Below are 25,469 nucleotides of genomic sequence, written 5' to 3' on the forward strand. Positions count from 1 at the left end.
CAAAACAAATAAACTAAATAGTTTTAGAGATACATAATATAATTATTATATTATATATAACACCACCTAGAACGGTGGTGTTATATTTGAAATTTATGGTAACTATAAATTCTCTAGCCGTGCATATGAAGCCACTAGCCATTTAATCCCTTGTCCTTGAAAGGCTATCTGTAAACGACAATGTTCACCGCTGCCTTCTAGGTTAATAATAGTCCCCTCACCAAATTTAGGGTGCATTACCCGCTGGCCTAGCGCATAACCTGAATCATTTTGACTGATTGGTGTACCAAGGCGTTGATGGCTAACCGGACGAGAAACTGTGGCTCTTAGGCGAACTTCTTCGACACATTCAGTCGGTAGCTCACCAATAAAGCGTGATGGACGGTGATAGACTTCTTTACCGTATAACCGACGACTTTCTGCATAAGTAATGGTAAGTTTTTCCATTGCTCGGGTAACCCCCACATAAGCGAGCCGACGCTCTTCTTCAAGACGCCCGCTTTCATCCATTGACATTTGGCTGGGAAACATCCCTTCTTCCATTCCGACAATGAATACAACTGGGAATTCCAAACCTTTGGCTGAATGCAAAGTCATCAATTGAACAGCATCTTGGTTGGCATCCGCTTGCCCTTCCCCTGATTCAAGAGCTGCATGTGATAGAAATGCCTGTAATGGCATTAAATCTTGGTCTTCTTCTTGGTAGCTAAAGTCACGCGTTGCATTCACCAACTCTTCCAAGTTTTCGATACGCGCTTGGGCTTTTTCGCCTTTTTCCTGCTCATACATTGCACGCAAACCAGAATCGTGAATAACCCTATCTGCTTGAACATGCAATGGCATATCTTGCGTTTCTTTCGCCAACGCTTCAACTAACTCTAAAAAACGCTCTATTGCTGCCGCAGCTCGCCCTCCAAGTACTTGCTCACGAAGTAAGTACTCACAACTTTCCCATAAAGTTAATTGTTGATCTCGTGCTGTTTGGCGAACGGTATCCAAAGTACGTTCACCTATTCCTCGTGTTGGCGTGTTGACCACGCGTTCAAACGAGGCATCATCATTACGATTTGCTATCAGTCTTAAATAAGAAAGTGCATCTTTGATTTCCTGACGTTCAAAGAACCGTTGGCCGCCATATATGCGATAAGGCATGTTAGTTTGAATTAACGCCTCTTCAAGTACACGCGATTGGGCATTACTACGATATAACATGGCACAATCTTTTAACGCCCCGCCATTTTCTTGCCATTGTTTAATACGCCCAACAATATAGCGGGCTTCATCTAATTCATTAAATGCACAGTAGAGTGAAATGGGTTCACCATCCCCTCCTTCTGTCCATAAATTCTTGCCTAGCCGATCACTGTTATTCGCAATTAAAGCATTCGCCGCTTTTAATATATTATTTGTCGAGCGATAGTTTTGCTCAAGACGAATTGTTTCTGCACCGGGGAAATCATTAAGAAACCGTTGGATATTCTCTACTTGGGCACCACGCCAGCCATAAATTGATTGATCGTCATCACCAACAATCATGACCTTGCCTGTTTCCCCTGCTAATACTCGAATCCATGCATATTGAATATTATTAGTATCTTGGAATTCATCCACTAAAATATTAGTAAAACGTTCACGGTAGTGTTGTAATACATGGGGTTTATTCAACCACAATTCATGAGCTCGAAGTAACAGCTCAGCGAAATCGACCAAACCTGCTCTATCACAAGCCTCTTGATACGCCTGATATACTTTCAACCACGTCGCTTCAACAGGGTTACCATAGCTTTCAATATGTTGGGGCCGTAAACCTTCATCTTTTTTGCCGTTGATGTACCACATTCCTTGACGTGGGGGCCATTGTTTTTCATCTAAATTCATTGCTTTAAGCAAACGTCGAATTAAGCGATATTGGTCATCACTATCTAAGATTTGAAAATCCTGCGGTAAATTGGCATCCATATAATGTTGGCGCAACAAGCGGTGTGCTAAACCATGGAATGTGCCAATCCACATCCCACCTTCACTACTGCCAATCAACTGATTGATTCGATGGCGCATTTCTGCCGCTGCTTTGTTAGTAAACGTCACTGCCATAATAGAAAATGGTGATGCATTTTCCACCGACATTAACCAGGCAATTCGGTGTACCAATACGCGAGTTTTACCACTGCCCGCCCCCGCGAGCACAAGTAAATTAGTACGCGGTGCGGCAACCGCTTCGCGTTGTTTGTCATTGAGACCTTCAAGCAGATAAGAGACGTCCATAATTACCATCAAAGCAAAGCAGTGGAAAATACCACTGTGAGGTTGTTAACAAAGGGGAATAAAAACGTAATTTCCCACTTTGTGTTATCAATCAAAAACCAATAAATTGATTTTCCTGATTTATTTTAAATGACCTATTCGACTTACTACCAACCTTAATAGGTTTGGTAGCAGCACGACAATAGCAAATACCACTGTGTTTTTATACAGAGAAATGATTATACCAATGATAAAAGAGAAGCCAACTGAGAAATTTCTACATGCGGCAATAAACGCACGTCTTTCTCCCCCATTAGGGTTTTTTGGTCAAGGTTAATCCAGCAGGCTTGCATACCACTATTGATTGCGCCTTCAACATCTGTCAGTAGATTATCCCCAACATGAAGAATGAATTTCGGTTCAAGATCAAGGCGCTGTGCAGCTAAACGGTACATATCACAATAAGGTTTTGAACGGCCATCTGGCCCGGCTTTTAAAACAAACTGAAAGTATTGGCCTAACCCACACGCTTCAGGTTCTGCATTACCATTGGTTATCGCAACTAACGGTAATTTTTCAACTAATTTGGCAAGTGTTGCGTGTGTAGATTCAGGGATATCTATTTTATTACGCCAGTAAGTGAAATGTGCCATGATGTCATCTGCCCCTTTTTGTGCATCTTCTCGCGAATAGCCATAATGGCAAAACATCATTTTTGAAGAAAGCCAGCGCCAACGGGAAATATCATGGCAGATCTCAGGCTCTTGTTCTTCCACAAGGCGGCGAAAAGCATAGAGGTCATCATTGCTAAAATGATTGAATCGAGGGTCGTATTCACGAACAAAACGTAAGACTTCCTCTTCCGTTTTATCAATAACTGGGTGGTTATCATAAAGCGTGTCATCCAAATCAAACGTAATCGCCATAATTGGTGACAGTGGGCGGTAAAAATGCATTAAGGTTTCTCCCTCTTTGCCCTCGGATGAGCCACATCATAAACGTTGGCTAAGTGCTGAAAATCAAGGTGCGTATAAATTTGTGTTGTTGATAAGTTCGCATGACCAAGAAGTTCTTGCACCCCACGTAAATTACCACTTGATTCAAGGAGATGTGTCGCAAAGGAGTGGCGTAATTTATGAGGATTAATGTGACTATTAACCCCCTGTTTTATTCCCCATTGTTCAAAACGTTTTTGTACATTTCGATTCGAAATTCGTTTCCCACTTTGGGTTGAGATAAAAACAGCATCATCTTCTGGCTCATATAACTCACGCATTTCTAACCAACGATGTAGCCAGCTCACCGCTGTTTTTCCCATTGGAATTTTTCGCTCTTTACTTCCTTTTCCCATCACCCAAACTTCACCAGTGCTTAAATCGAGGTGACGAACATCAAGACCAACAAGTTCAGATAAACGCAATCCAGCACCATACATCACTTCCAGCATAGTACGATCGCGCACAACTAGTGGATCACCGCTATCCATATTTAGCAGTTGGGAGACCTCATCTACATCCATATTCTTAGGAAGACGTTTTTTGGATTTGGGTGCTTGAATTGCTTTGGCTGGGTTTGCAGGCAACGCCTCTTGATGCACCATCCAATCCAAAAAACTTCTCAATGACGATAATCGTAAAGCCATACTTGCAGCCTGTAGGCCTGATTTGCGACTTTTAGCCGCAATATTCCGTACGATAGCTGTATCAACTTTTTGCCATTCAGTGATTTTCAATGAGGTTAGCATTTCAACAATAACACTCAATTGACGATGATAATTAGTAATAGTGACAGGGCTTAACCGACGTTCAACTCGCAGATAACGTAAGAAGGCCTCAACTTGCATCATCAGCCCTTTCGGCTGAGACTCTACAGGCGTTCTATCCATTGGCATAATAACCTCGGGAGAATTTGAGCCACTTTTTCCAACATAACCGTCCCCATACCATGTTGATAATGCTCGCGGTCGCGGCTAGTAAAAATAACCATGCCCGATTCACCATGATGACCAAATAATGAGATAGCCACAGAGCCGACATTGAGCGCATCTGGTAAAAGCAATTGGATTTCAGGGCCATTTAAACGACCAAGATAGTTACGTTTATCGCCAAATCGTTGAATTCTGATAGGCTCAAAAACACGACGCGAAATCACCAGTTGATGGGCATCTAAAGGGGCTGATAAATGCCAACTATCACTGAATAAACGAACCGATGCGCCTGATAAACCTAATTTTTTTGCCCAGCGATTTAAAGTAAGTAACATTTCTTGTAAGCTTTTGGCTGATGACATGTCTATCACCAGAACCAATAACTCATCAAAAAGCTCTATATTTTCATGCGCTTGCTCTACCATAAAACGGATATCTTGCTCAAGCTCTTTGATTTTCAAACGTTGGCGATTCATCACTAATTCAGGTAATGAGATAGCACCTTGTACAACATGTGGAACTTTCAACTGCTCCAATAATTGTGCATTACGAAGAAAAAAGTAAGGATTTTCCTTTAGATATTGCACCACATCGAATTCATCAAGTTGATGTTTTCTCTTCAGTGCTTTTTCGGTTTTATCCATATTCCCCTCTTCAACTCGGTAAAATTATCGCTGTGTGACTTTTATAGCTGGATGACCCCATCGTAGACATGAGTTGCTGGGCCTGTCATATACAACGGAGCCCCTGGGCCTTCCCAAGTTATATTTAACGACCCGCCGGGTAAATCAACACGTACTCGTTTCGCCAATAACCCTTGAGTGATCCCAACAGCCACTGCGGCACATGCTCCACTACCACATGCTTGAGTTTCACCTGCACCACGCTCATAAACGCGCAAGCGAATATGCTCAGCATTAATAATTTCCATGAAACCAATATTAGCGCGTTCGGGAAAGCGCTCATGGCTCTCTAAAGCTGGCCCTAAAATTTCAACCTCTGCGGTATGAATACTTTCAACCTGAATGACGCAATGTGGGTTACCCATTGAAACAACCCCACATAACACTGTACGTTCTTGAGCTCGAATAATATAGGTTTTTTCTTCTTTAATAGCGCGAAATGGCACCCTTTGAGGCTCAAAATCAGGCTCTCCCATATTAACGCAGACATCATCATTTTCATTTATGGTTAATGTCATCCGGCCTGATTGGGTACTAACTTTAATTTTTTGCTTATTAGTCAGACCTTTAAGCCGAACAAAACGCGCAAAACAACGCGCCCCATTACCACATTGTGACACCTCACTGCCATCCGCATTAAAAATGCGATAATGAAAGTCAAGGTCAGGGTCATAGGGGGCTTCAACTAATAATAGCTGATCAAAACCGACACCAGTATGCCTATCTGCCAGCCGGCAAATAAGTTCTGGCGAAAAATACACATTTTGTGTGACACCATCGACAACCATGAAGTCATTGCCTAAGCCATGCATTTTAGAGAATTGCATTTCACGCTCCATAGCGGCAACTTACTGGTTATGATTTGTTGTAGCAGGCTCTTCGGTTGAGCTGCTTGGCGCTGTTGGTTGCACATCAGGCGCCTGAGCAGGAGCAACAGTTTCTTCCGGCGGGAAATAAAGAGGGCCTTTCAAGCCACAACCAGATAAGGTAAATAACATAACAAGTGCACTAAGCCCAAATAAACTTTTTTTCATTCTTTTTCGCCTGTGATACTAACTTTTGACATCTGATATTTTACACAATAACAGGAGTGACCTAGCAAATCACGTCTGTTTATCAAGCATGCTTATATTATATACTCTAGGCTAAATTTAATCTGAAATTTTTAGTCAGCGCACTGAGATTGACCCCAATGCTTGATCCCTCCTATAATTTTAATTAACTAATTGTGAGCAAACAGGATTTTAACCGTGAATGACAGTGAATTTCACCAGCTAGCAGAAGCGCTACTGGGCTCTATTGAAGAGCATTTGGACAATTACGATGGTGATGCCGATATCGATTGTGAGATAAATGGCGGTGTTATGACACTCAGTTTTGAAGATGGCAGCAAAATCATCATCAACAAACAAGAGGCATTTCACCAAATTTGGCTAGCGACCAAACAAGGCGGATACCATTATGATTACAAACAAGGGGAATGGGTCTGTGACCGTTCTGGCAATGAGTTTAAAAACCAGTTAGCGGAAGCCATTGCTTTCCAAAGCCAACAGCCATTTTCGTTCTAGTTTTAAACAACTATCACTAAAAGTAATGCGCTTGTGGGTGCCCTGATTGGCTTAAATGCATATCATGCCCCACTTCGTCATCATCCTCTGATGTAAATGGCCACGTTGCGCCCGAAAAGGCAACCACTTGGTTTTTACCGTCATGATTAATAATTTGGTAAAATTGCGGTAAATTGAAGTTGATAAAATTAGCACCATAGGTAAAGCGGTCATGGGAGGAGGAGTAGAACTTACTGACATCACGCACCAAGTCTTCTTTGGAACCTTCACAGTGAGAGTAAATCTCCACACGGTTAGCTTCATCTAATACGTAAATATTAAAACCTGTGTTATCCGCCGTATTTTCGAAGAAAAACTGTACAATCCCTTCACTCGCATAACCATCAACAACAGCTGGCAAATGGTTATCACTTTTTGCCTGAAGTTTGACCGGCCAGCCATGTAACTTGTTATGGGAAATTGCGCCATAGAATTCAACCGCATTTTCTAGTTTTTGTACTGAGACATTCAGGCGTTCAAAAAACAGCCCCCAAGTCTGCCCTGCTATGCGGAGCGCTTTAAAGCGCCCAGGGTCATTACTATTACTTGATAAACGCAGTTCTACGCATTCCGATATCAATTGCTGTACACGAGTACGAATAAGCCCCCGTAAGTGCTCACTATAACAAAAGACCTCAACAGCTTCCGGTGGTGAAGCGTCTTGGTGCATTTTACCTAAAATCGTTTTTAACGCTTCTAGCATACACTGCTCACCGCTGAAATGGAGCGTCCTTACCTCATTCCATGAATTACGATACAACAAATCAATACTACCAATGAGACACTGCTGTGACTCGCCAAAGCTGAAAATATCTAATTTCCTAAAATCGACATGAACCACTTGCTCTGAATAAACTTGAGTCGGGTCTTTTTCTAGGTTAACGATTATTGCAAGGTGGCGAATTTCACAGGGGCTATATAGCGCTTTTGGTGTTGGAGCCGGCAACCTAATTGGGAAATGATTTGAGACGTCATGCATAAGTTCAAGCAGTTTTCTTTCGTCACACTGCGACTGCCCATTATGCATATAAACTTGTGTCGTTTCAGTTAGTAAGCCATTAAAATATGCCCAGGCCACTAATTTATTTAAGTAACGGTTATATTCCAGAGGCTGGTGCCCAATAATCGCATCAATATTCGGGGCTTGGTTGTACAAATACCAACCACTACGATTTGCACGCCCTGCTGGCACATAAATAAAAGTGAGGTGCTCTTCACTTAAATCCGGTGAAATCTGAGGGTTAACTAACGTCACTTTACCCGGAAGCGCTTCAAAGGCTGCGTATAATTTACGAGTTAATACCCCAATATCTTGTGGGCTTGCACTAACGCTTAAATTATTTCGCCGCGCAAAGCGAATTAAATTACGATAACTTTGCATCATGGTGTCGAGTAGCTCATTATGCGCTTCACGGACACGCTCAATTTTCCATTGGCTGCGTGTATCTAGTACTGTTAAACGTTCTGCTCCCCAGCCCCATGATGCCACCAATTGGGATAAGACATCTCGACGCCAACCAGAAAAAGCATTGCTATCTTCTTCAGAAAGTTTTTCACAAACTTTAAGGTAAAAACAACGACGTATAAGGTCAAGACGAGTTAAGTCGTTAATTTCAACAAGATACCTTGTGACGCGTTCAAGCATTAAACAGTAGGAATCCAAGCCATAACACACGATTTCACCGGCATGTAAATGGCGCTTAAACTCCATAGCCAGTAGTTTGCCATTAGGATAATCCCATGAATAAGACTCTAATAAGATACTTTTTAATACTGCTTTATAAGGGGAATCAACACTTTTATAAAGTTGCCACAAGCTTGCACCAAAGTATTCTGCGGCTGAAAGTTCACTCAATCCGCCTAAATCCAACCACTCATTTGGCGTTAATACACCTTGTGCATATAACCTCATAACATATTCATCATAATGTTGTTCTTCTTCAACAGGTACCATCGCCCACAATAAGCGTTTGCCGGCCATTCGAACCGCAGTACGATAAAACTCATCTAACAATAGAATATGTTGCGTTGAACCACAGTTTTCCCCGCCTATATGCCCACTCGCATGATGGCGAAAACGATTCTCATCGATTAGAAAAACGGTTACATCAATGCCTAAAGACGCTGCCCACTGTTCAATTAATGTGCATTTCTTTTGTAAAAAACGTTTTTCTTCGTGATCTAACCAAGAAGGGTGACAAACCCAAACATCGATATCTGAACAATGGCTTTGCCCTACAGAGGAGGTACTGCCCATTGAATAAATCCCAGTTATGGGTAATTCACCATTAGTGGGCTTTTCGATTGGTAGGAAGCGTTCAAATTGCCCCAACCACTTCATTTGTTCTGTATCTGGAGAGAAAAAGCAGACGCCATGGGGTACATTACCTTCAATAAAACCAGGCATCATTGGATGATGATAATGAAACAAGACAGGCAGCAGGTTATAAACCTTCGAAAAGGTTTCACTCATAGATGCTGTTGCGCGCTCTAACCGTAATTGGTTTATCGCATCAAGTCTTTGCTTTAAGGTTTCAATATAGAGATACAAGAGTTACGCCTGACTGAATGTAATACAAATCTGGGAATTTCCCAGCACCCAACAGATAGAGATAGATTTAAAAAAGTTTTCAAATGAATTGTCGGAAACGTGATCAATTTAACACCTTGCAGCAAAAGGGTAAAGTAGATCACATTATTTTACGTGCTTATTTTTGATACTAAATGCTTTTCAACATATTGTATAAAAAGGTTTTTATTTTTTAATGCATCAGAATATCCCTTGTTTTTCAATGGAATAATACTTTTGATGCAAATTGAACAACAAAACCACTATGTAAAATGCCATGTAAGCGTAATACATGCAGCATCTATGCTTGAACGCTTCAACATGAACAGATGAAACCTACAGGTAACCCAACAAAAAAAACAGCACGAAAAGCTAAAATAATTCTTTGGTTAGCACGCATCACCGGAAAATATTTATCAAGAGACCATCGAAAAGTAACATCACGATTTGTCAGTGTATGGGCCGAATTTCATGTTGAGTAAGTGAAGGTGGGTAAAGAATGTAGTGGAATGAACCAAACAACAGCAAACACTAAGATAGCCACACAGCGGTGGCTTTGAGCTCAGCTGGAAAAAATATCCTTAACATGTTAAAACTAACGTCAATTGTATGGTTAATCTACGGCGTTCTTCGCTAGAGAAAACAGTAAAATGACATCAACAAATATTGTGCGCATTGCTACGCGCAAAAGCCCTTTGGCCTTATGGCAAGCGCATTTTGTCAAAGATAAGCTAGAGCAATTACATCCTAACTTGCAGGTTGAGCTGGTTCCGATGGTGACAAAAGGGGATATCATCCTTGACACTCCGCTCGCAAAGGTGGGGGGAAAAGGCTTGTTTGTCAAAGAACTTGAACTGGCTTTATTAGAAGGGCGTGCAGATATTGCCGTTCATTCAATGAAAGATGTTCCTGTTGAATTTCCTGAAGGCTTGGGCCTAGTCACTATTTGTGAACGCGAAGACCCTCGAGATGCCTTTGTTTCAAACCACTATGACAATCTTGATGCGTTGCCAAAAGGCAGCATCGTTGGGACATCTAGCTTACGTCGCCAATGCCAATTAAGAGAACTTCGTCCGGATTTAGTCATTCGGGATCTCCGCGGTAACGTAGGCACACGGTTATCTAAACTCGATAATGGTGAATATGACGCCATTATCTTAGCGGTAGCAGGGCTAAAACGTTTAGGGTTAGAAGCACGTATACGCACAGCTCTTGCACCGGAACAATGTCTCCCTGCTGTTGGTCAAGGGGCCGTTGGCATTGAGTGTCGATTAAACGATAGTGTTACACGAGAGCTGCTCGCTAAGCTTAATAATGATACGACTTCTATTTGTGTTCTTGCTGAACGCGCAATGAATATGCGTTTAGAAGGGGGCTGCCAAGTCCCTATTGGTAGTTATGCTATTTGGCAAGACGACAAAATATGGCTACGTGCTCTTGTTGGCGCACCTGATGGGAGTATTATTATTCGTGGAGAAAGGCTTGTCGCCCCAAATGAAGCAAGCCAAGCGGGTGTATCACTCGCGGAAGAACTCCTCGAACGCGGTGCAAGGGAAATTTTAGCCGAAGTTTATAACGGGAACCCACCTGCATGAGGGTTCTTGTTACACGCCCTGAACCCACAGGTTCGGAGCTAATAACGGCAATCACCGCTAAAGGGGGAGAAGCCTACTCTTCCCCTTTGATCAGTATTGGACCAGGCGCTGAATTAAACACGCTAGTTTCACGCCTTGATCACCTCAATACAAACGACTTAGTCTTTCTTTTATCTAAAAATGCAGTCGAGTACGCAAATTTAACACTTGAACAAATGGGACGTAACTGGTCAGATAAGCTATCTTACTATGGTATTGGTCGCTCTACCGCCCAGTTTTTCAAGAAAGTAACCGGGAAGCCAGCCCATTGGGCTGAACAAGGGGAAACCAGCGAAGTGCTACTCACGCTTCCTGATCTCCAGTTTCTCGAAGGGAAACACGCCCTTTTATTGCGTGGAAATGGTGGCCGAGAACTTCTTGCTTCAACATTAAGGGCTCGAGGTGCGCAAGTCGACTATTGTGAATGTTATGCAAGGCACCCAATCCCTTACGAAAAAAACGAATTTAATCGCAAATGGTTTCAAGTTGATATCACTGACATTGTGATAACCAGTGGCCAAATGTTAGCTTTACTAGAAGAATTAATCGCTGAAGAGTATCAAAATTGGTGGTTTACCCGCCGCTTACTCGTTGTCAGTGAACGGATTGCAGATCAAGCTCGCCAAGCTGGATGGCAGAGGGTCTGTGTAGCTAATAGTGCAGATAATAATGCTTTATTAGAAGCATTAATTTCAACCGACATGGGATGCTAATTTATGACGGAACACGATAAAACAACCGAGACGGTTACCCCAGAAACAGGTGCAAAACAACAGCACTCCGAAAAAAAAACCTCTTCGGAACAAAAACGTTCTGGTCTCATTGGCGGAGTAATTGCTATCGCTATTATCATCGCCATTGGTGGTGGTCTTTATTATTTCACTCAACAAAACAATGCAACTTTAGTAAATGAAAACAATGAACTAAAACAGCAATTGAGTGATTTAATCGAACAACAAAATTCAGATAGACAACGTTTAGATGCCCTAATTACCGCAAATACTGAGATGAAAAACCAATCTCGCGAGTATGAAGATAGGCTCAATCGTCGCATGCAAGAACTGCAAGCTCACGTGACTGCCCTTTCCAGTAGTGATGTTAAAAGCTGGCTGATTGCACAAGCTGACTTTATGGTAAAAATGGCAGGAAGAAAACTGTGGAACGACCACGACCCTGTCACAGCAGCTGTCCTATTAAAAAGTGCAGACTCTAGTTTGGCTGAAATGAACGACCCAAGTCTGCTCGATATTCGCAAGTCAATTAACAATGACATGGCAAAATTAGCCGCCATCAATCAAGTCGACTATGACGGTATTATCTTACGCCTAAACCAACTCAGTAACGACGTTGATAACTTACGTTTAGCCGACTTAAACAGTGGTGATGCTAAAAATGAAGATAATGCCGAAGTCAGTGATGACATTTCTGATTGGCAACAAAACTTATCTCGTAGTTGGAAAAGCTTCACTAACGATTTCATCACCGTCAGGGCTCGTGACGGTTCTGAAGCACCACTACTAGCCCCAAATCAAGACATTTACCTTCGTGAAAACATTCGTTCACAGTTGCTAATCGCAGCTCAAGCCGTTCCTCGCTTCCAAGAAGAAACATACAAACAGTCGCTTGAGCAGGCTTCAACATGGGTAAGAGCTTATTTTGATACTGAAGCGCCGGAAACGAAAGCGTTCTTATCAACCATTGACGAGCTAATTAATCAACCGATTGATGTTGAAATGCCTGACGCCTTAGAAAGCCAAGAAAAGCTAGAGAAAGTTATGCAAACGCGAGTGCGTAGCTTACTTGCTCAATCCTCTGACAATACTAAGGCAAATGATGGTGCTGTTGATGCAGCAGCAGATGCCGCAGTTCCCGCGACTGAGACACAAAAAGCAGAACCAGCAGATACACCACACCCTTTTGAGTCAACTGAGCCTGCTGGAAATAGGGGGTAACAATGATTAAGGTACTGTTCCTATTTATTGTTCTTATCGCAGGTGTCATCTTAGGGCCACTATTAGCCGGTCACCAAGGCTATGTTTTTATTCGCACCGATAACTACGACATTACAACCAGTGTAACGAGCCTGATATTGGGCTTTATTTTACTCCAATTCGTGTTGCTATTTCTTGGTTGGTGTTACCGCCGCTTTATGAGCACCACATCACGGACTAAAGGTTGGGTAAGTGGTCGTAAATATCATAAAGCACACACCCAAACGCAAAAAGCCCTACTCAAGTTAGCTGAAGGTGATTTTGAGCAGGTTGAAAAATTGATGAGCAAGCATGCTGATTTTTCCCAACAACCTGTAATCAACTATTTAATGGCAGCAGAGGCGGCGCAACAGCGCGGTGATGAATACCGTACCCACCAATACTTAGATAGGGCAGCAGAAGCCGCAGGTAATGATCAACTCCCTGTTGATATTAGTCGCGTTCGCATCCAATTAGCTGAAGGCGAAGTACACGCGGCTCGTAACGGCATTGATAAACTTCTCGATAAAGCACCGAGGCACCCAGAGGTTTTACGCCTAGCCGAACAAGCTTATTTACGTTCAGGGGCTTACCAAGCACTGATCGAATTATTACCTGTAATGGCCAAAGTACAATTACACACTGAAGACGAGTTAGACGCATTAAAACTGAAAGCTTACAAAGGGTTAATGAACCAATGTATGGCTGAAGGTGGGAGTGATGGCTTGAAGGCTTGGTGGAAAGCTCAGCCTCGTCGCGTCCGCCATGAAACTGCATTGCAGGCTTTTTTAGCAGAACACTTAATTGAATGTGGCGACATTAACAGTGCTGAAAAAATGATCATTGACGGCTTAAAGCAGCAATATGATGAGCGCTTGTTATTGTTAGTGCCGAAGCTTAATAGCGAACACCCTGAAATTATTGAAAAAACGCTTTTACATCTGCAAAAGCAAAATGGGGCAACGCCATTACTAAACAGTACATTGGGGGTTTTGTCACTGCAGCATGCTCAATGGGATAAAGCAGAAACTTATTTCAAAGCTGCCTTAGCTCAACGTTTTGATGTACAAGATGCATCATGGTTAGCTGATGCTTTCGACAAATTACATAAACCGAATGAAGCAGCAAAAATTCGCCAAGAGGCCTTAATACACTCATTGAACCAAGAGCGTTCATAAAAGGCTATATTAATTATAATAGCCCCCAAGAAGTTACCTTAGGGGCTATTTTATTTAGTATACAAACCTACCCGTTAGTTTATCGTTAAGTAAAATAACGGGCTAATTCATATTTGTTAGCCCCATATATCCAATTAGATAATAGGACGAAGAACGATAATACCCGTCTTGGAGGATATATATTCTAGGAAGTTTGTATCAACAACCTTCATATTCTTTGAAAGTGATGATGCATTTCGGTACAAAACCTGATTATCCTTTCTAATCACAATACCTGTGTGGGAAACATCTAACCCCTTAATTGGTGAATAAATACCAATATAATCGCCTGTTTTTAAGTTATTAAGAACCATTTCATTAATTGCATGAGTAGGAATATAGGTTACCTTTCTTGAGTGAATACCTAATCCTTTAATAAACTCACTACCATCTGCTTTTTGATTTAATTTTTTTTCAACTGTAACCGACTCAGAGCTAATTAATGCTGTCACATCTGTCGCATTTTGTGGTGATACCGCATACCAGTCAGTAAAAAAGTGTTTTCTTTTATAATAAGTAACATCACTGTCTTTATAACGCGTATTCACAAGGGCGCTTAAAAACGTATTCCTACTGTTTGATTTGCTTAGTGCCGCGACATAATCCAGATAAGTAAAACAGTCAACACCTTCTAAATTAACAACAAGTACTTCACTGACGTTTGGTCCACCAACTAATGTGTTGGCGACATACGGCATCCCCAGAAAAATACTAGAAACTTGATCAATAAGATTGCCATAGGGTAGACCTTGATTTGGTATTATTACTTTATGAATAATCTGATCCGATGCTAATTTAGAATCATCACTCATATCTAATAAATAATTTGGCTGGTTAGTTGATGAAAAAGAGACTGCACAAAAAGAAAGCAATGCAAAAAATAAAAATTTCATTTTAAATACCTTTCCTTGGGAAAATGAATCATCAGTTAAAGATGATTTATTTTTACTGACAAGGTAAAGTAAGAAATTGTTTATTTAAGGTTTAATTTAAATACTAGTAATGTGTATTTTTAAGCGAAAAATAACAGCGTTTCACTTTAATTCAAACGAATGTTTTACACTGTCAAAAATAAAGAAACAAAATACAAATATCACGCTAGGTGACATAATCATAAAAAAATAAAACCACTTATGTGCCAAGGTATAAACAAATTTTGTGATTACTATGTCATAAAGGAAATACATAGTGTATAAAGCATAATATACATCTTGGCTTGAATGAATGTGGGATATCTATATGAATGTAATTAAAACTATTTGGCGTTGGGTTATTGCAAGTCCAAACCGTTTACAAATATTTTTTGATCTTCTTCTGCTAGTTTTATCGCCTTTTGTTTTTATCCTATTTATTGGCTTTAATACAGAAGACCTCAGTAAAGACATTTTTATTATTACGTTCATCATCCTCTGCTATACCTACATTACTCGCTGGTTCAGCAAATGGTTTAGTAAAGGCAAAAAATAGTCTCTTATCTTGTTTAACAGCCTCTTTCACGTTTTCAGTAAAGGGGCTAAGTCGCTTGTATTGCAGAAAAAAAAACACCTGCACAAGGCAGGTGTAAAATACAATCAGGTCTACAGACGGATGGTGCCTCACTCAACGTTTCGCCCGTTCGTTGATGGTAAGAGGATGAGCTCTTGATCATCTAAGTTGGACAATAGGCACCGATAATCGGCTTTGCGTCATCTCTGGGTTTATGAAGCTTTGCTGTCATAAGAAGTGAGATGAGCATCTACATCTATAATAATGCAGGATGCGTGCCAACTTTTATAAAAGCTATATTTTTGGGCCTATTTTTTTTTATTTCTCTCTACCCCTCGGATTGACTCGCTATTTTTAATCATCAATCCAACCTAGCTAGATAATTTCTCTCTATGAGTGTCCCTTCTCATATTTCGTTACACCTGCTTGTCTCAATTTAGAGACATCATAAATTCATTATTTATTTTTTCTTATAAATCAATGATTAAAATGTCTCCTTTTGGAGACAAGTAAGTAGAGGGTTGTATCAAGATCACGACACTTATCTTCTTCTCAAGAAAAAACAATAAGTTAAATAGCAATTCTCACAGTTCCAAAATATTACCTGTTTTAAAAAAACTTATGTGAAAACACAATCAACAAAAGTGATCCAACTGAAGGGGAAAGAAAAGAAGTTTTGACAAAGAAGCCAATAAAAAGACCAGGCAATAAAAAGCAAAAACCCCGCTATTAAGCGGGGTTCTTTAAATTGGTCGGCGAGAGAGGATTCGAACCTCCGACCCACTGGTCCCAAACCAGTTGCGCTACCAAGCTGCGCTACTCGCCGAAATTTTTGTAGTACTGATTTTTATAGCATTAGTTATCTTTTTTCGTGGTGCGAAAGGGGGGACTTGAACCCCCACGTCCATAGGACACTAACACCTGAAGCTAGCGCGTCTACCAATTCCGCCACCCTCGCAATGTCACAAAAAAATGGGGTGGCTAATGGGACTCGAACCCACGACAACTGGAATCACAATCCAGGGCTCTACCAACTGAGCTATAGCCACCATAACTTCACTTTTTTCAAAGCGTTGCTATTCTACTACATACAACGTCATTTTGCCAACCGTAGCGGCGTACTAAAAATGGTGCGCCCGACAGGATTCGAACCTGAGACCTCTGCCTCCGGAGGGCAGCGCTCTATCCAGCTGAGCTACGGGCGCTTAACGCCGTTGCGGGAGAGGATAGTACGGATTTATCCTCTCGCTGTCTAGTCCTTTTTGAAATAAAAATATCGATTGCTTGCCTTTTATCCATTTCGCTGAGAAAGAGAGCATATTCACCCCCTCAGACAACCAATTTCCGCTAAAAATACCCCAAAATACTTTAGCTAGGCCTGTTGATTTTCTCTATTCACCCAGCGAATTAAAAAATAAAGAACCGAAACCACCAATAAAAATATTGCCCCTACGATTAATGACAAGCGTGTATCTGGGTTAATCGCCATTCCAATCAACACACAAGCCAGAAAAAGTAATGTGGCATAATTCACCCATGGAAATAGTATCGACTTGAAAGTGTGCCCCTCAAGCTTTTCTTTATTTTGCTGGCGAAAGCGGATCTGGCTAGTAAGAAGCACTAACCATGGCACCATCCCCGGCAAAACACTAGCACTATATACATACACAAATACCTTCTCAGGGTTTGGAATAATATAGTTGAGACTAGAGCCTGCAACCAGACACAAGATAGTAAAGCCCACACAACGCCCAGGAACGCCATTTTTTGTGAGTTTTAAAAATGAACTTGGTAATTGTTTATTTTGTGCCAATGCGTATAGCATCCGCCCACCGCTATACATACCGCTATTGCAACCTGATAACGCAGCGGTCAACACCACAAAATTGATGACTGCTGCCGCAGAGACAATACCAACTTTTGCAAAGGTCAAAACAAATGGGCTTCCTTGTTGACCCACTTCAGTCCAAGGAAAAAGCGTAACAACGATAAAAATCGCCCCTACATAAAAAATCAAAATACGCCATAAGATATTATTAATGGCTTTTTTCAACGTGACTTTGGGGTTCTTCGCTTCCCCTGCTGTAATCCCTACTAATTCAACACCCTGATATGAAGCTACAACAATGCACAAAGCAAATAGAAAACCTTTCCAGCCGCCAGCAAAAAAGCCCCCATGCTCTGTTAAGTTCCCTAAACCGATAGGTTCAAAGTTATTACCAATACCAAAGAATATTAGCCCTAAACCAATCAAAATCATGACCACAATCGTGGTGACCTTGATCATAGCAAACCAAAACTCTAATTCCCCATACAAACGTACAGCCGCTAAGTTTGCTAAAGCAACTAATACCACTGCAATAATAGCAAAAACCCATTGTGGTACCTCAGGAAACCAGTATTCCGCATAAAAACCGATTGCGGTGATTTCTGAGATCCCAACGGCAACCCACATAAACCAATAACCCCAAGCAGTCAGGCATCCCCAAAATGGGCTAAGGTATTTATAACCAAAAGAAGCAAAAGACCCCGTGACAGGCTCAAGAAATAGCATCTCTCCCATCGAGCGCATGATGAAAAAAACAAAAATACCCGCGATGATATAGGCTAATAGAACAGAAGGCCCTGCCCATTTTAACGTGCTGGCTGAGCCCATAAACAGCCCAACACCAATGGTTCCACCAAGTGCAATAAGCTCGATATGGCGAGCTTCTAGCCCACGCTGAAGTCCCTGTTGTGGATTTTCCATAAATACCCCTGTCAAAAATTACCATGGTTAAATTACAGCGTTAATTAAAGCTTAGTAGTCATCACCACTGTAATCAGTCGAAAAATGTCAGTTAGGCAAATTTTAAAAACATATTGTGAGGAAAATTGAGCACAAACCGACGTTATTGCTTTAATTTTTGAGGGATTATAGAAATATTTGAAGAAAGAGACCAGCTATTACGCAAGTCTCTTTATTGGAAGAGTTACAACTTACCACCGTAATAGTAGCCTAAAAATTTCAGCAGCTTAAATTGACGAGTGATCCGTGATGGCTGCGATAACAAACGATATAACCATTCTAACCCTAAGTTTTGCCATACTTTAGGGGCGCGTTTGACATGACCAGTAAACACGTCATAAGTACCTCCCACGCCCATATACAAAGCTTCAGGGTGTACCTGTCGGCAGTCACGCATGAAAATTTCTTGCTTTGGAGAGCCCATTGCAACAGTCACTATTTTCGCACCGCTCGCATGGATACGTTCAAACAACGCATCCCTTTCTTCTGCAGTAAAATAACCGTTTTGAGACCCGACAATATTCACGTTCCACTGAGCGCGAAGCTTACTTTCTGTCTGCTCTAAAATTTCAGGTTTCCCACCGACTAAAAAAACGGGAGTGCCTTCTTTTCCTGCTCTTTCCATCAGGCCTTCCCACAAATCGGCACCTGCAACACGAGAAACGTCCGCTTGTGGGTATTTACGGCGAATAGCACGTACGATACTAATACCATCAGCATACAAGTACTCTGCTTGGCCTAGTAAGGTATTTAACGCGGTATCTTTTTCAGCGATCATCACTTTTTCCGCATTAATCGCAACTAGCGTTCCCGTTTTGGTTTCTCCATCTGCAAACAAATAATCTAAAAAATGGGCCATATTTTTGAAGCCCCAAATATTATGACCACGAATGCAATATTGTGGAACGGATGAAGCCTGAGTTGATAACGGTTCCATGATACTCCTTTAGCGACTTTCACGCTGTTGGCTTCTCAAAAGAGAAGCTGTTTTTATGCGGATAAGCCCCGCAGTTTCAAATAGCCAATACAATAATTTTGCTAAAATCAGACAAAGTCCAAATATTAAGCAGAAGAAAACCACTCGTGAGACGAAAGAATCGACCCCTTCTCGCGCTAAAACAATAATGTTAAAAATGGCGCCGAAGCAAAAGGCCTGCATAATGGCGGCTTTATAACGGTTCGGTTCTTTTAGGCTCATGCCATAAATCCAGTCAAACCATTTTATAATTAAGCCAACGGCTATCGCGCCCAACGGAATAAAAATCACACCGCCCATCACGACCAAAGAGCCGATAAGCGTCGGTGAAATCGCCAGTCCTGAGTGATTATTTAGCACTTCCCACGTAAAATAATTAGCAGAGTTCAAAACGGTATCTGGCCGTTCTGGCCAAACCCAAGATGGGATAAAAACATAGAAGTCACGGATAATTGGCGCAAGGCCTTGGAAATCCATTTCATCATAATGGCTGAGTAGCAGAGCCAAGTTTTCCCACGGTGAGAAAGTATCTCGGGTCAAATATAAAAAAGTGTAATAAGCTTCTGCTCCGTTCACATCAAGGCCATAACGTTTAAGAGCAAGCCAGAACATACCAACAATACTAGCTACCCCTGCTGCAGCTAGCATCCACAAGGTGATCCAACCACGCACGATACCGATGAATAAAAACAAAGCAAAAGCGATGATAATATTCGCTCTTGTTCCACCCACGATAACATACGTTAAAAAGCCAAAGGCAACGGTACTCACAAGGAAGAATACCCAACGCTTTTGGGTTGGTCGTAAGAAATAAACGATCAACATCGCAGGAATAAAGAAATAGAAAAAGCGTTTTAGTGCGACACCGGACACTTGGCTAGAAAAGATTTGGCTATAAGATTTCAACTTAAACAATAAGAAACCATTTTGCATGAAGAAGATACCAACTGTTACTACAGCTATTAATATCAACAGCATACACGTTAGATTGGTTTCAACTTTGTTCATGCTAAACAGAGCACGCCCTGATACCTCTGTACGCTTCGAAATCCGCGTTTTATAGGCAACGTAATAGATTGCATAAAAGCTGGTCGCAGCTAACTGTGCATAAAGCAAATAATCCGCCGGTACCACTGCGACATCAAATTGGAATACCAAAGCGCAAGTTAGCGGAAAGCCAAAATAAAATGTTAATAAATACAACATTGAAAAGAAAATATTGAAATTAAAGCGAACACGCACAAACTCTTTATAAAGCAAAGTACCAATAAAAATAATTGATATCAGGTAGACAAACGCCAAGCCACCTAATTCTGCATGTGTCATGCTCGCTCCTCCGCGGCACTGAGAACATCTTTCCAACCCTCAGTGAAATTAGGAGCAAAGAATTCAATATGTTGTTTATCAAGTAAGCTCATTTGACGTTGAGCCTCATCCACCAGCGAGGTTGTCAGTTCATCACCATAGAAAAATACAGGTACATTCTGCGCAGTTAAATCCTGCCAAAATGTATTTTGCCTGCTTATCACAAATGGAACCCCAAACTGGATAAGTAAACAGACCGTCCCCACACCTTGTTGGCGATTAAAAATAAAATAGCCAAGGTCACAAGACTTCAGCAAATTAAGGTAATCATCAAATTCCATACGGTCTTTTAGAATTTGCACTTGCCCTGCGGTGAACTCACTGTTTGCTGCTTGTTCGACTTGCTGTATATAACCTTGGTTATTCGCTGGGTAGCCCATTGGGACAATAACGTTAACCTTATCGCCAAATTGCTGTTTAATCGCGCTCAGAGCCTCTACATGGCGATTAGAACGATCACCTGAGTTACCGAGTAAGATAGTTAATTGCTCACCTTCACGGGGCTTACGCTCAGTAATCGTCAATGCAGGGTCCATTCGAGTCGGAAAATACAAGACCGATGCAGGCACTTTCGGATTCGATTGATGGAAATAACACAAATCGCCACGTGTTGCCCCAACATGGCCGACTTTTTTCTGAGCCAAACGGCGCAGAATATAAAACAATTTAAACTTTAATGAGTTAGATTCCTCATAAAGATCAGCACCCCAAATATGCCACCAAAACTGATGGGATTTAATTTGGCCAAATAGCAATGCTAGCCAAATTGGTGCGTTAAATTGCCCATGGAAGAAAAACCGGGTCCGGCGCTCAGCTTTTGCCCGCTGGATCACGCAATTAGCAACCGACTTTTTACTACTAAAAACTTCTATTTCGAGCTGTGGATATGCGTCAGCAAGCTGCGCATCATCACTTACGACCATAAAATGCGGTTTTGTTGACGGTGCCATTTCTTGGCAAATTACGTTATTAAAAAACGTCAATACCGTCTGATTATGGTGTGGGAGGTTTGATCCCAGTACATGTATTAAGGTTGTCATGCTCGCCTACGGTAAATCAAAAATACGCAACAACAGAGAGTAAAATATACAATATAGGTGGCCATATATGCCTGCGTGGCCCCAACAGCGCCATGCTCTGGAATAAACCAATGTGCAAAAACCATCAATAGCACAAACTGGCTCACTTCAGTTAAAACATAAAAACGTAATGCGGCTTTGGCAATCACTAGATAGCCGAATACATAAGCCCCTACTTTCAGTACATCTCCAACTAACTGCCAAGCAAAAAGGTCTCTCATTCCTATAAATTTTTCAGAGAATAGCAACCAAATCGCAAAGTCACGCAATAACCAAACAGTGAAACTCACTGCGGCCACTGCGGGTAAGACAAACTTCAATGCTTTGATGATCTCTGCTGAGATTTCACTTTTATGCTGCAAACGAGATAATGTTGGCAGCAAATAAACCGAAAATGTGGCGGTAATAAACTGTAAATAGGCATCAGAGATAGTAGTAACCCCTGTCCATAAGCCAACGTCATCCCAACTATAGGTTTGGGCCAGTAAATTTCGCATCATGATATAGGCAACTGGCAAAGTCACCGCAGTTAACATTGCCATGACGGTAAATTTACCCAAATTAGTCGCAATCGCTTTGTCCCATGCAGGTTTTAGCGATGACAACGCAAACTGTTTGCGTTTAATAACCATACCAGCCGCAGGTAATACGACCAATGCTGGCACCAATGCTAACCCTGCGAGTGCCCCTTCGTAGCCACCCACTAAATAGCATAAATAATAGGCAAAAACCCCAATTATGCTACCTAAAATAATCGCTAATGCATTAGCAGATGCGTCCCTATAGCCTTTTAGAATAGCCAAGAAATAATTTGAATAACCTATCCCCATTTGAATCAAGGCAACTACTTGAATAACAGAGCTATATTTCTCACTATCAAATAGCGCTACACTAATTGGCACACTGCAAAGTAAAAAAACAATCGCCAATAAGGTCGAAAAACCAAGGATAATCGTTGATGACGTCCCGAGTACTGCACGCAGTTTCTGTGGGTCTTGATGATGTTCCGCCACATATTTTGTGACACCATTAAAGATCCCTGCACCAGATAGTACCCCTAGTACCGTAATTAACTGACGGAAATTCCCCGCCAGCCCGACGCCACTAGGACCAAACGAGACAGCAAATAATTTGACAATTAACAGGCCTACCCCAATTTTAATTAGGGTAGAGCCAGCAGTCCAAACCGATGCTTTAGCTAACGACATTAGGCAAAGAACGCTTTGATTCGCTCAATGACGACTTGTTGCTCGTCATCCGTCATATTGTAAAACATCGGTAAGCGTACTAAACGGTCACTTTCAGACGTTGTATATTGGTCTTCACCATGAAAACGACCAAACTCCAAGCCCGCAGGGCTCGTGTGCAATGCCACATAATGGAATACAGTCAAAATACCGTGAGATTTCATATAGTCATTAAACGCCGTACGCTCTTCCACATCCTTAAGCTTAATGTAGAACATATGGGCATTATGTTTCATACCTTCCGGTACTGTGGCTAAAACTAAACGCCCTGCTTCTGCCAGAGGTCGTAGCGCGTCGTAATAACGTTGCCAAAGCAGTAAACGGCGATCATTAATTTTGTCAGCTTCTTCTAATTGAGCCCACAAGTAAGCAGCTTGTAAGTCGGATAACAGATAGCTTGAGCCAATATCACGCCAAGTATATTTATCGACTTGCCCACGGAAAAATTGGCTACGGTTGGTCCCTTTTTCACGGATCACTTCAGCACGATTGATTAAATCTTTATCATTTATCAATGTTGCCCCACCCTCACCACCCGAAGAGTAGTTTTTGGTTTCATGAAAACTATAGCAACCGATATGGCCAATGGTACCCAGCGCTTTACCTTTGTAGGTTGACATCACACCTTGTGCGGCATCTTCAATAACGAATAAATCATGCTTTTTGGCAATGTCCATGATGGTATCCATTTCACAGGCTACACCTGCGTAATGAACTGGCACGATTGCTCGCGTACGCTCTGTAATCGCCGCTTCAATTTTAGTTTCATCAATATTCATTGTGTCTGGACGGATATCAACAAAAACAATTTTTGCGCCGCGCAGCACAAATGCGTTTGATGTTGATACAAACGTAAAACTAGGCATGATCACTTCATCGCCCGGCTTAATATCGATTAGAATCGCCGCCATCTCTAATGAAGCAGTACAAGAGGGTGTTAATTGAACTTTCGGGCAGTCAAAACGTTTTTCCATCCACTCTTCACAACGTTTAGTAAAACCACCGTCACCACACAGTTTGCCACTTTCCATGGCTTGTTTCATATACTCTAATTCAGTACCTACAATTGGCGGTTTATTAAATGGAATCATGTTGTCCCCTGTATAACCAATATGCAGTGCTTGCAATGGCAGCACCACTACGTGAATAAAGATTTAATGCAGCAACATTACTGATTTGAGTGGCAACATTTAACTGTCTTTTTTGGTGTTGCACACACCAATCAAATGCGGCTGACATCAACTTACGACCCACTCCTTGCCCTGTCGCTTCTGGCACTTTCGCTAACAGCCCAATACGTGCTGTGTCTGCATCAAGATGGCGTAAACTCACAAACCCTAAAATTGTGCCAGATGCGTCTTTAACTAATAAACAAGTGTGATCAAACGTACCAAGTACTGATTTTTCTATCCATAAAGCATAAAACCGCCCGCTATCACCTTCATTATACCAAGGTGCTCGGAAGCGACTTTTGCTAAAGACAGAAGCAGCAGCTTGTTTCAGTGCAGGGATATCATCCACTTGCGCTGTAACAATATTATCTGCCGCTGTTAAACCTGCTTTAAGATAAGCATTTTCTGTGCCAATAGTGAGTGCAAAGTCAATTTCACCTTCAACAAAAGAAAACCCCATACTTGTTAAGTCATCGATTAGCCCCGTTTCAGACGCCATGACTTTAGCCTGTACGATATCAAACTTATCCATTTGATAAGCAAGAATAATATTGGCGTTTTCCCCCGTGAAATTTAATTTTGCGGTCGAGCGCTGAAAAAAATCGCTCTCCCATTGCAAACTATCAATACTGGCGCGGACGGACACGTAATAAATCCTCTAAGTATTGCCCATAACCGGTTTTTTTCAGTTGCTCTGCTGAAGCCTGAACTTGCTCATCAGTAAGCCAGCCATTACGCCATGCTATTTCTTCTAAACAAGCAACTTTAAAACCTTGACGTTTTTCAACAGTTTGTACAAATGTGCCCGCTTCAATTAAGCTGTCATGCGTACCAGTATCTAACCAAGCAAAACCTCTTCCTAATAGCTCAACATTCAACTCACCGCGTTCTAAATACATTTGGTTAATTGAAGTAATTTCTAATTCACCACGCTCAGAAGGTTTTACTTGCTTAGCAAATTCAACGACTTGTTGGTCGTAGAAGTATAACCCTGTAACAGCCCAATTAGATTTTGGTTTTTTAGGTTTTTCTTCGATGGAGAGCACTTTAAAATCATCAGTAAACTCCACCACACCAAAACGTTCAGGGTCCATGACTTGGTAGCCAAATACGGTTGCCCCCTGCTGCCTTTGCGCGACTGTTTTTAATTTCGGGCTAAATGAATGACCAAAGAAAATATTGTCACCCAGCACTAAGCAACATGAATCCCCATTGATAAATTCTTCACCAATAATAAAGGCTTGTGCTAAACCATCCGGTGATGGCTGCTCCGCATAGCTCAACTCAATACCAAATTCATGTCCATCACCTAATAAGCGTTTGAACATGGGTAAATCGTCAGGTGTCGAGATAATTAAAATCTCACGGATCCCCGCTAGCATCAGTACTGATAGCGGGTAATAAATCATGGGCTTATCGTAGATAGGCAATAACTGTTTAGAAATGCCACGAGTGATTGGGTGCAATCGCGTCCCCGACCCTCCTGCTAATATAATACCTTTCATA

At 41.6% G+C, this 25,469-nt stretch carries 22 protein-coding genes and 4 tRNA genes; 6 read left to right on the top strand and 20 right to left on the bottom strand.

What is annotated here, in order from left to right; genetic code table 11:
- Nucleotides 1-102: 102 nt before the first annotated feature.
- The 6 genes from uvrD to lptM all read right to left on the bottom strand — a co-directional run bounded on the left by uvrD (nucleotide 103) and on the right by lptM (nucleotide 5,888).
- Nucleotides 103-2,265, bottom strand: a complete 2,163-nt coding sequence (gene uvrD / locus RB151_RS20785; RefSeq protein WP_048605792.1) for a DNA helicase II — start codon at nucleotides 2,263-2,265, stop codon at nucleotides 103-105.
- Nucleotides 2,266-2,483: 218 nt separating this feature from the next.
- Nucleotides 2,484-3,200, bottom strand: a complete 717-nt coding sequence (yigB, locus tag RB151_RS20790) for a 5-amino-6-(5-phospho-D-ribitylamino)uracil phosphatase YigB (RefSeq protein ID WP_071548707.1) — start codon at nucleotides 3,198-3,200, stop codon at nucleotides 2,484-2,486.
- Nucleotides 3,200-4,129 carry a tyrosine recombinase XerC gene (gene xerC, locus RB151_RS20795; RefSeq protein ID WP_042845855.1) on the bottom strand — a complete coding sequence of 310 codons (930 nt, stop codon included), beginning with the start codon at nucleotides 4,127-4,129 and terminating at the stop codon, nucleotides 3,200-3,202. Before xerC ends, yigB begins: the two co-directional genes overlap by 1 nt.
- Complete coding sequence (locus RB151_RS20800) at nucleotides 4,111-4,815, bottom strand: DUF484 domain-containing protein (RefSeq protein WP_042845857.1); 705 nt, start codon at nucleotides 4,813-4,815, stop codon at nucleotides 4,111-4,113. Before RB151_RS20800 ends, xerC begins: the two co-directional genes overlap by 19 nt.
- Nucleotides 4,816-4,856: 41 nt before the next feature.
- Nucleotides 4,857-5,681 (bottom strand): diaminopimelate epimerase, encoded by an 825-nt coding sequence (gene dapF, locus RB151_RS20805; protein ID WP_042845859.1) that lies wholly within the window; start codon nucleotides 5,679-5,681, stop codon nucleotides 4,857-4,859.
- 21 nt (nucleotides 5,682-5,702) lie between these two features.
- Entirely contained in the window at nucleotides 5,703-5,888 is a 186-nt protein-coding gene (gene lptM, locus RB151_RS20810; protein WP_042845861.1) for an LPS translocon maturation chaperone LptM, read from the bottom strand.
- Nucleotides 5,889-6,104: 216 nt separating this feature from the next.
- On the opposite strand from lptM, the gene cyaY reads away from it, so the two are divergent.
- Complete coding sequence (gene cyaY, locus RB151_RS20815; RefSeq protein ID WP_042845862.1) at nucleotides 6,105-6,422, top strand: iron donor protein CyaY; 318 nt, start codon at nucleotides 6,105-6,107, stop codon at nucleotides 6,420-6,422.
- 16 nt (nucleotides 6,423-6,438) lie between these two features.
- On the opposite strand, the gene RB151_RS20820 is transcribed toward cyaY, so the two are convergent.
- Nucleotides 6,439-9,012 (bottom strand): class I adenylate cyclase, encoded by a 2,574-nt coding sequence (locus RB151_RS20820; protein ID WP_071548708.1) that lies wholly within the window; start codon nucleotides 9,010-9,012, stop codon nucleotides 6,439-6,441.
- Between the two features lie 668 nt (nucleotides 9,013-9,680).
- Between RB151_RS20820 and hemC the strand changes: the two genes are divergently transcribed.
- From hemC to hemY, 4 genes are read left to right on the top strand one after another with little or no spacing between them, the layout of a single operon-like run.
- A complete protein-coding gene (hemC, locus tag RB151_RS20825) occupies nucleotides 9,681-10,625 on the top strand; it encodes a hydroxymethylbilane synthase (protein ID WP_042845867.1) in 945 nt (314 codons plus the stop codon).
- A complete protein-coding gene (locus RB151_RS20830; RefSeq protein WP_042845868.1) occupies nucleotides 10,622-11,377 on the top strand; it encodes a uroporphyrinogen-III synthase in 756 nt (251 codons plus the stop codon). The genes hemC and RB151_RS20830 overlap by 4 nt, the downstream gene beginning before the upstream one ends.
- Nucleotides 11,378-11,380: 3 nt before the next feature.
- Nucleotides 11,381-12,616, top strand: a complete 1,236-nt coding sequence (gene hemX / locus RB151_RS20835) for a uroporphyrinogen-III C-methyltransferase (protein ID WP_048605790.1) — start codon at nucleotides 11,381-11,383, stop codon at nucleotides 12,614-12,616.
- Nucleotides 12,617-12,618: 2 nt separating this feature from the next.
- Nucleotides 12,619-13,812: a protoheme IX biogenesis protein HemY gene (hemY, locus tag RB151_RS20840; protein ID WP_042845871.1), complete on the top strand. Its 1,194-nt coding sequence runs from the start codon at nucleotides 12,619-12,621 to the stop codon at nucleotides 13,810-13,812.
- Between the two features lie 134 nt (nucleotides 13,813-13,946).
- Here hemY and RB151_RS20845 read toward each other — a convergent pair whose 3' ends face one another.
- Nucleotides 13,947-14,744, bottom strand: coding sequence for a DUF1460 domain-containing protein (locus RB151_RS20845; RefSeq protein ID WP_071548709.1), 798 nt, complete (start codon nucleotides 14,742-14,744; stop codon nucleotides 13,947-13,949).
- Between the two features lie 346 nt (nucleotides 14,745-15,090).
- Between RB151_RS20845 and RB151_RS20850 the strand changes: the two genes are divergently transcribed.
- Nucleotides 15,091-15,318, top strand: coding sequence for a hypothetical protein (locus RB151_RS20850; protein ID WP_042845873.1), 228 nt, complete (start codon nucleotides 15,091-15,093; stop codon nucleotides 15,316-15,318).
- A 767-nt stretch (nucleotides 15,319-16,085) separates the two neighbouring features.
- Here the strand turns inward: RB151_RS20850 and RB151_RS20855 are convergent.
- From RB151_RS20855 to rfbA, 12 genes are all read right to left on the bottom strand, one after another.
- Nucleotides 16,086-16,162: transfer RNA gene (locus tag RB151_RS20855), tRNA-Pro, on the bottom strand.
- A 46-nt stretch (nucleotides 16,163-16,208) separates the two neighbouring features.
- Nucleotides 16,209-16,294: transfer RNA gene (locus RB151_RS20860), tRNA-Leu, on the bottom strand.
- A gap of 15 nt (nucleotides 16,295-16,309) precedes the next feature.
- A tRNA-His gene (locus RB151_RS20865) sits at nucleotides 16,310-16,385 on the bottom strand.
- 79 nt (nucleotides 16,386-16,464) lie between these two features.
- A tRNA-Arg gene (locus tag RB151_RS20870) sits at nucleotides 16,465-16,541 on the bottom strand.
- A gap of 167 nt (nucleotides 16,542-16,708) precedes the next feature.
- The gene (gene thrP, locus RB151_RS20875; protein ID WP_042845874.1) at nucleotides 16,709-18,085 is read right to left on the bottom strand and encodes a bifunctional threonine/serine APC transporter ThrP; all 1,377 of its coding nucleotides are present in this window, start codon (nucleotides 18,083-18,085) and stop codon (nucleotides 16,709-16,711) included.
- Nucleotides 18,086-18,308: 223 nt separating this feature from the next.
- A complete protein-coding gene (gene wecG / locus RB151_RS20880) occupies nucleotides 18,309-19,061 on the bottom strand; it encodes a lipopolysaccharide N-acetylmannosaminouronosyltransferase (RefSeq protein ID WP_042845875.1) in 753 nt (250 codons plus the stop codon).
- Nucleotides 19,062-19,070: 9 nt separating this feature from the next.
- Nucleotides 19,071-20,426: an ECA oligosaccharide polymerase gene (wzyE, locus tag RB151_RS20885; RefSeq protein WP_042845876.1), complete on the bottom strand. Its 1,356-nt coding sequence runs from the start codon at nucleotides 20,424-20,426 to the stop codon at nucleotides 19,071-19,073.
- On the bottom strand, nucleotides 20,423-21,505 hold the full coding sequence (locus RB151_RS20890; RefSeq protein ID WP_042845878.1) for a TDP-N-acetylfucosamine:lipid II N-acetylfucosaminyltransferase: 1,083 nt from the start codon (nucleotides 21,503-21,505) through the stop codon (nucleotides 20,423-20,425). The genes wzyE and RB151_RS20890 overlap by 4 nt, the downstream gene beginning before the upstream one ends.
- Nucleotides 21,502-22,752 (bottom strand): lipid III flippase WzxE, encoded by a 1,251-nt coding sequence (gene wzxE / locus RB151_RS20895; RefSeq protein WP_042845879.1) that lies wholly within the window; start codon nucleotides 22,750-22,752, stop codon nucleotides 21,502-21,504. Before wzxE ends, RB151_RS20890 begins: the two co-directional genes overlap by 4 nt.
- The gene (gene rffA / locus RB151_RS20900) at nucleotides 22,752-23,882 is read right to left on the bottom strand and encodes a dTDP-4-amino-4,6-dideoxygalactose transaminase (RefSeq protein ID WP_042845881.1); all 1,131 of its coding nucleotides are present in this window, start codon (nucleotides 23,880-23,882) and stop codon (nucleotides 22,752-22,754) included. Before rffA ends, wzxE begins: the two co-directional genes overlap by 1 nt.
- Complete coding sequence (gene rffC, locus RB151_RS20905) at nucleotides 23,869-24,609, bottom strand: dTDP-4-amino-4,6-dideoxy-D-galactose acyltransferase (RefSeq protein WP_071548710.1); 741 nt, start codon at nucleotides 24,607-24,609, stop codon at nucleotides 23,869-23,871. The genes rffA and rffC overlap by 14 nt, the downstream gene beginning before the upstream one ends.
- Entirely contained in the window at nucleotides 24,587-25,468 is an 882-nt protein-coding gene (gene rfbA / locus RB151_RS20910) for a glucose-1-phosphate thymidylyltransferase RfbA (RefSeq protein ID WP_048605787.1), read from the bottom strand. Before rfbA ends, rffC begins: the two co-directional genes overlap by 23 nt.
- Nucleotide 25,469 lies beyond the last annotated feature (1 nt).

The organism is Providencia rettgeri, from assembly GCF_001874625.1.
Classification (GTDB): Bacteria; Pseudomonadota; Gammaproteobacteria; order Enterobacterales; family Enterobacteriaceae; genus Providencia; species Providencia huashanensis.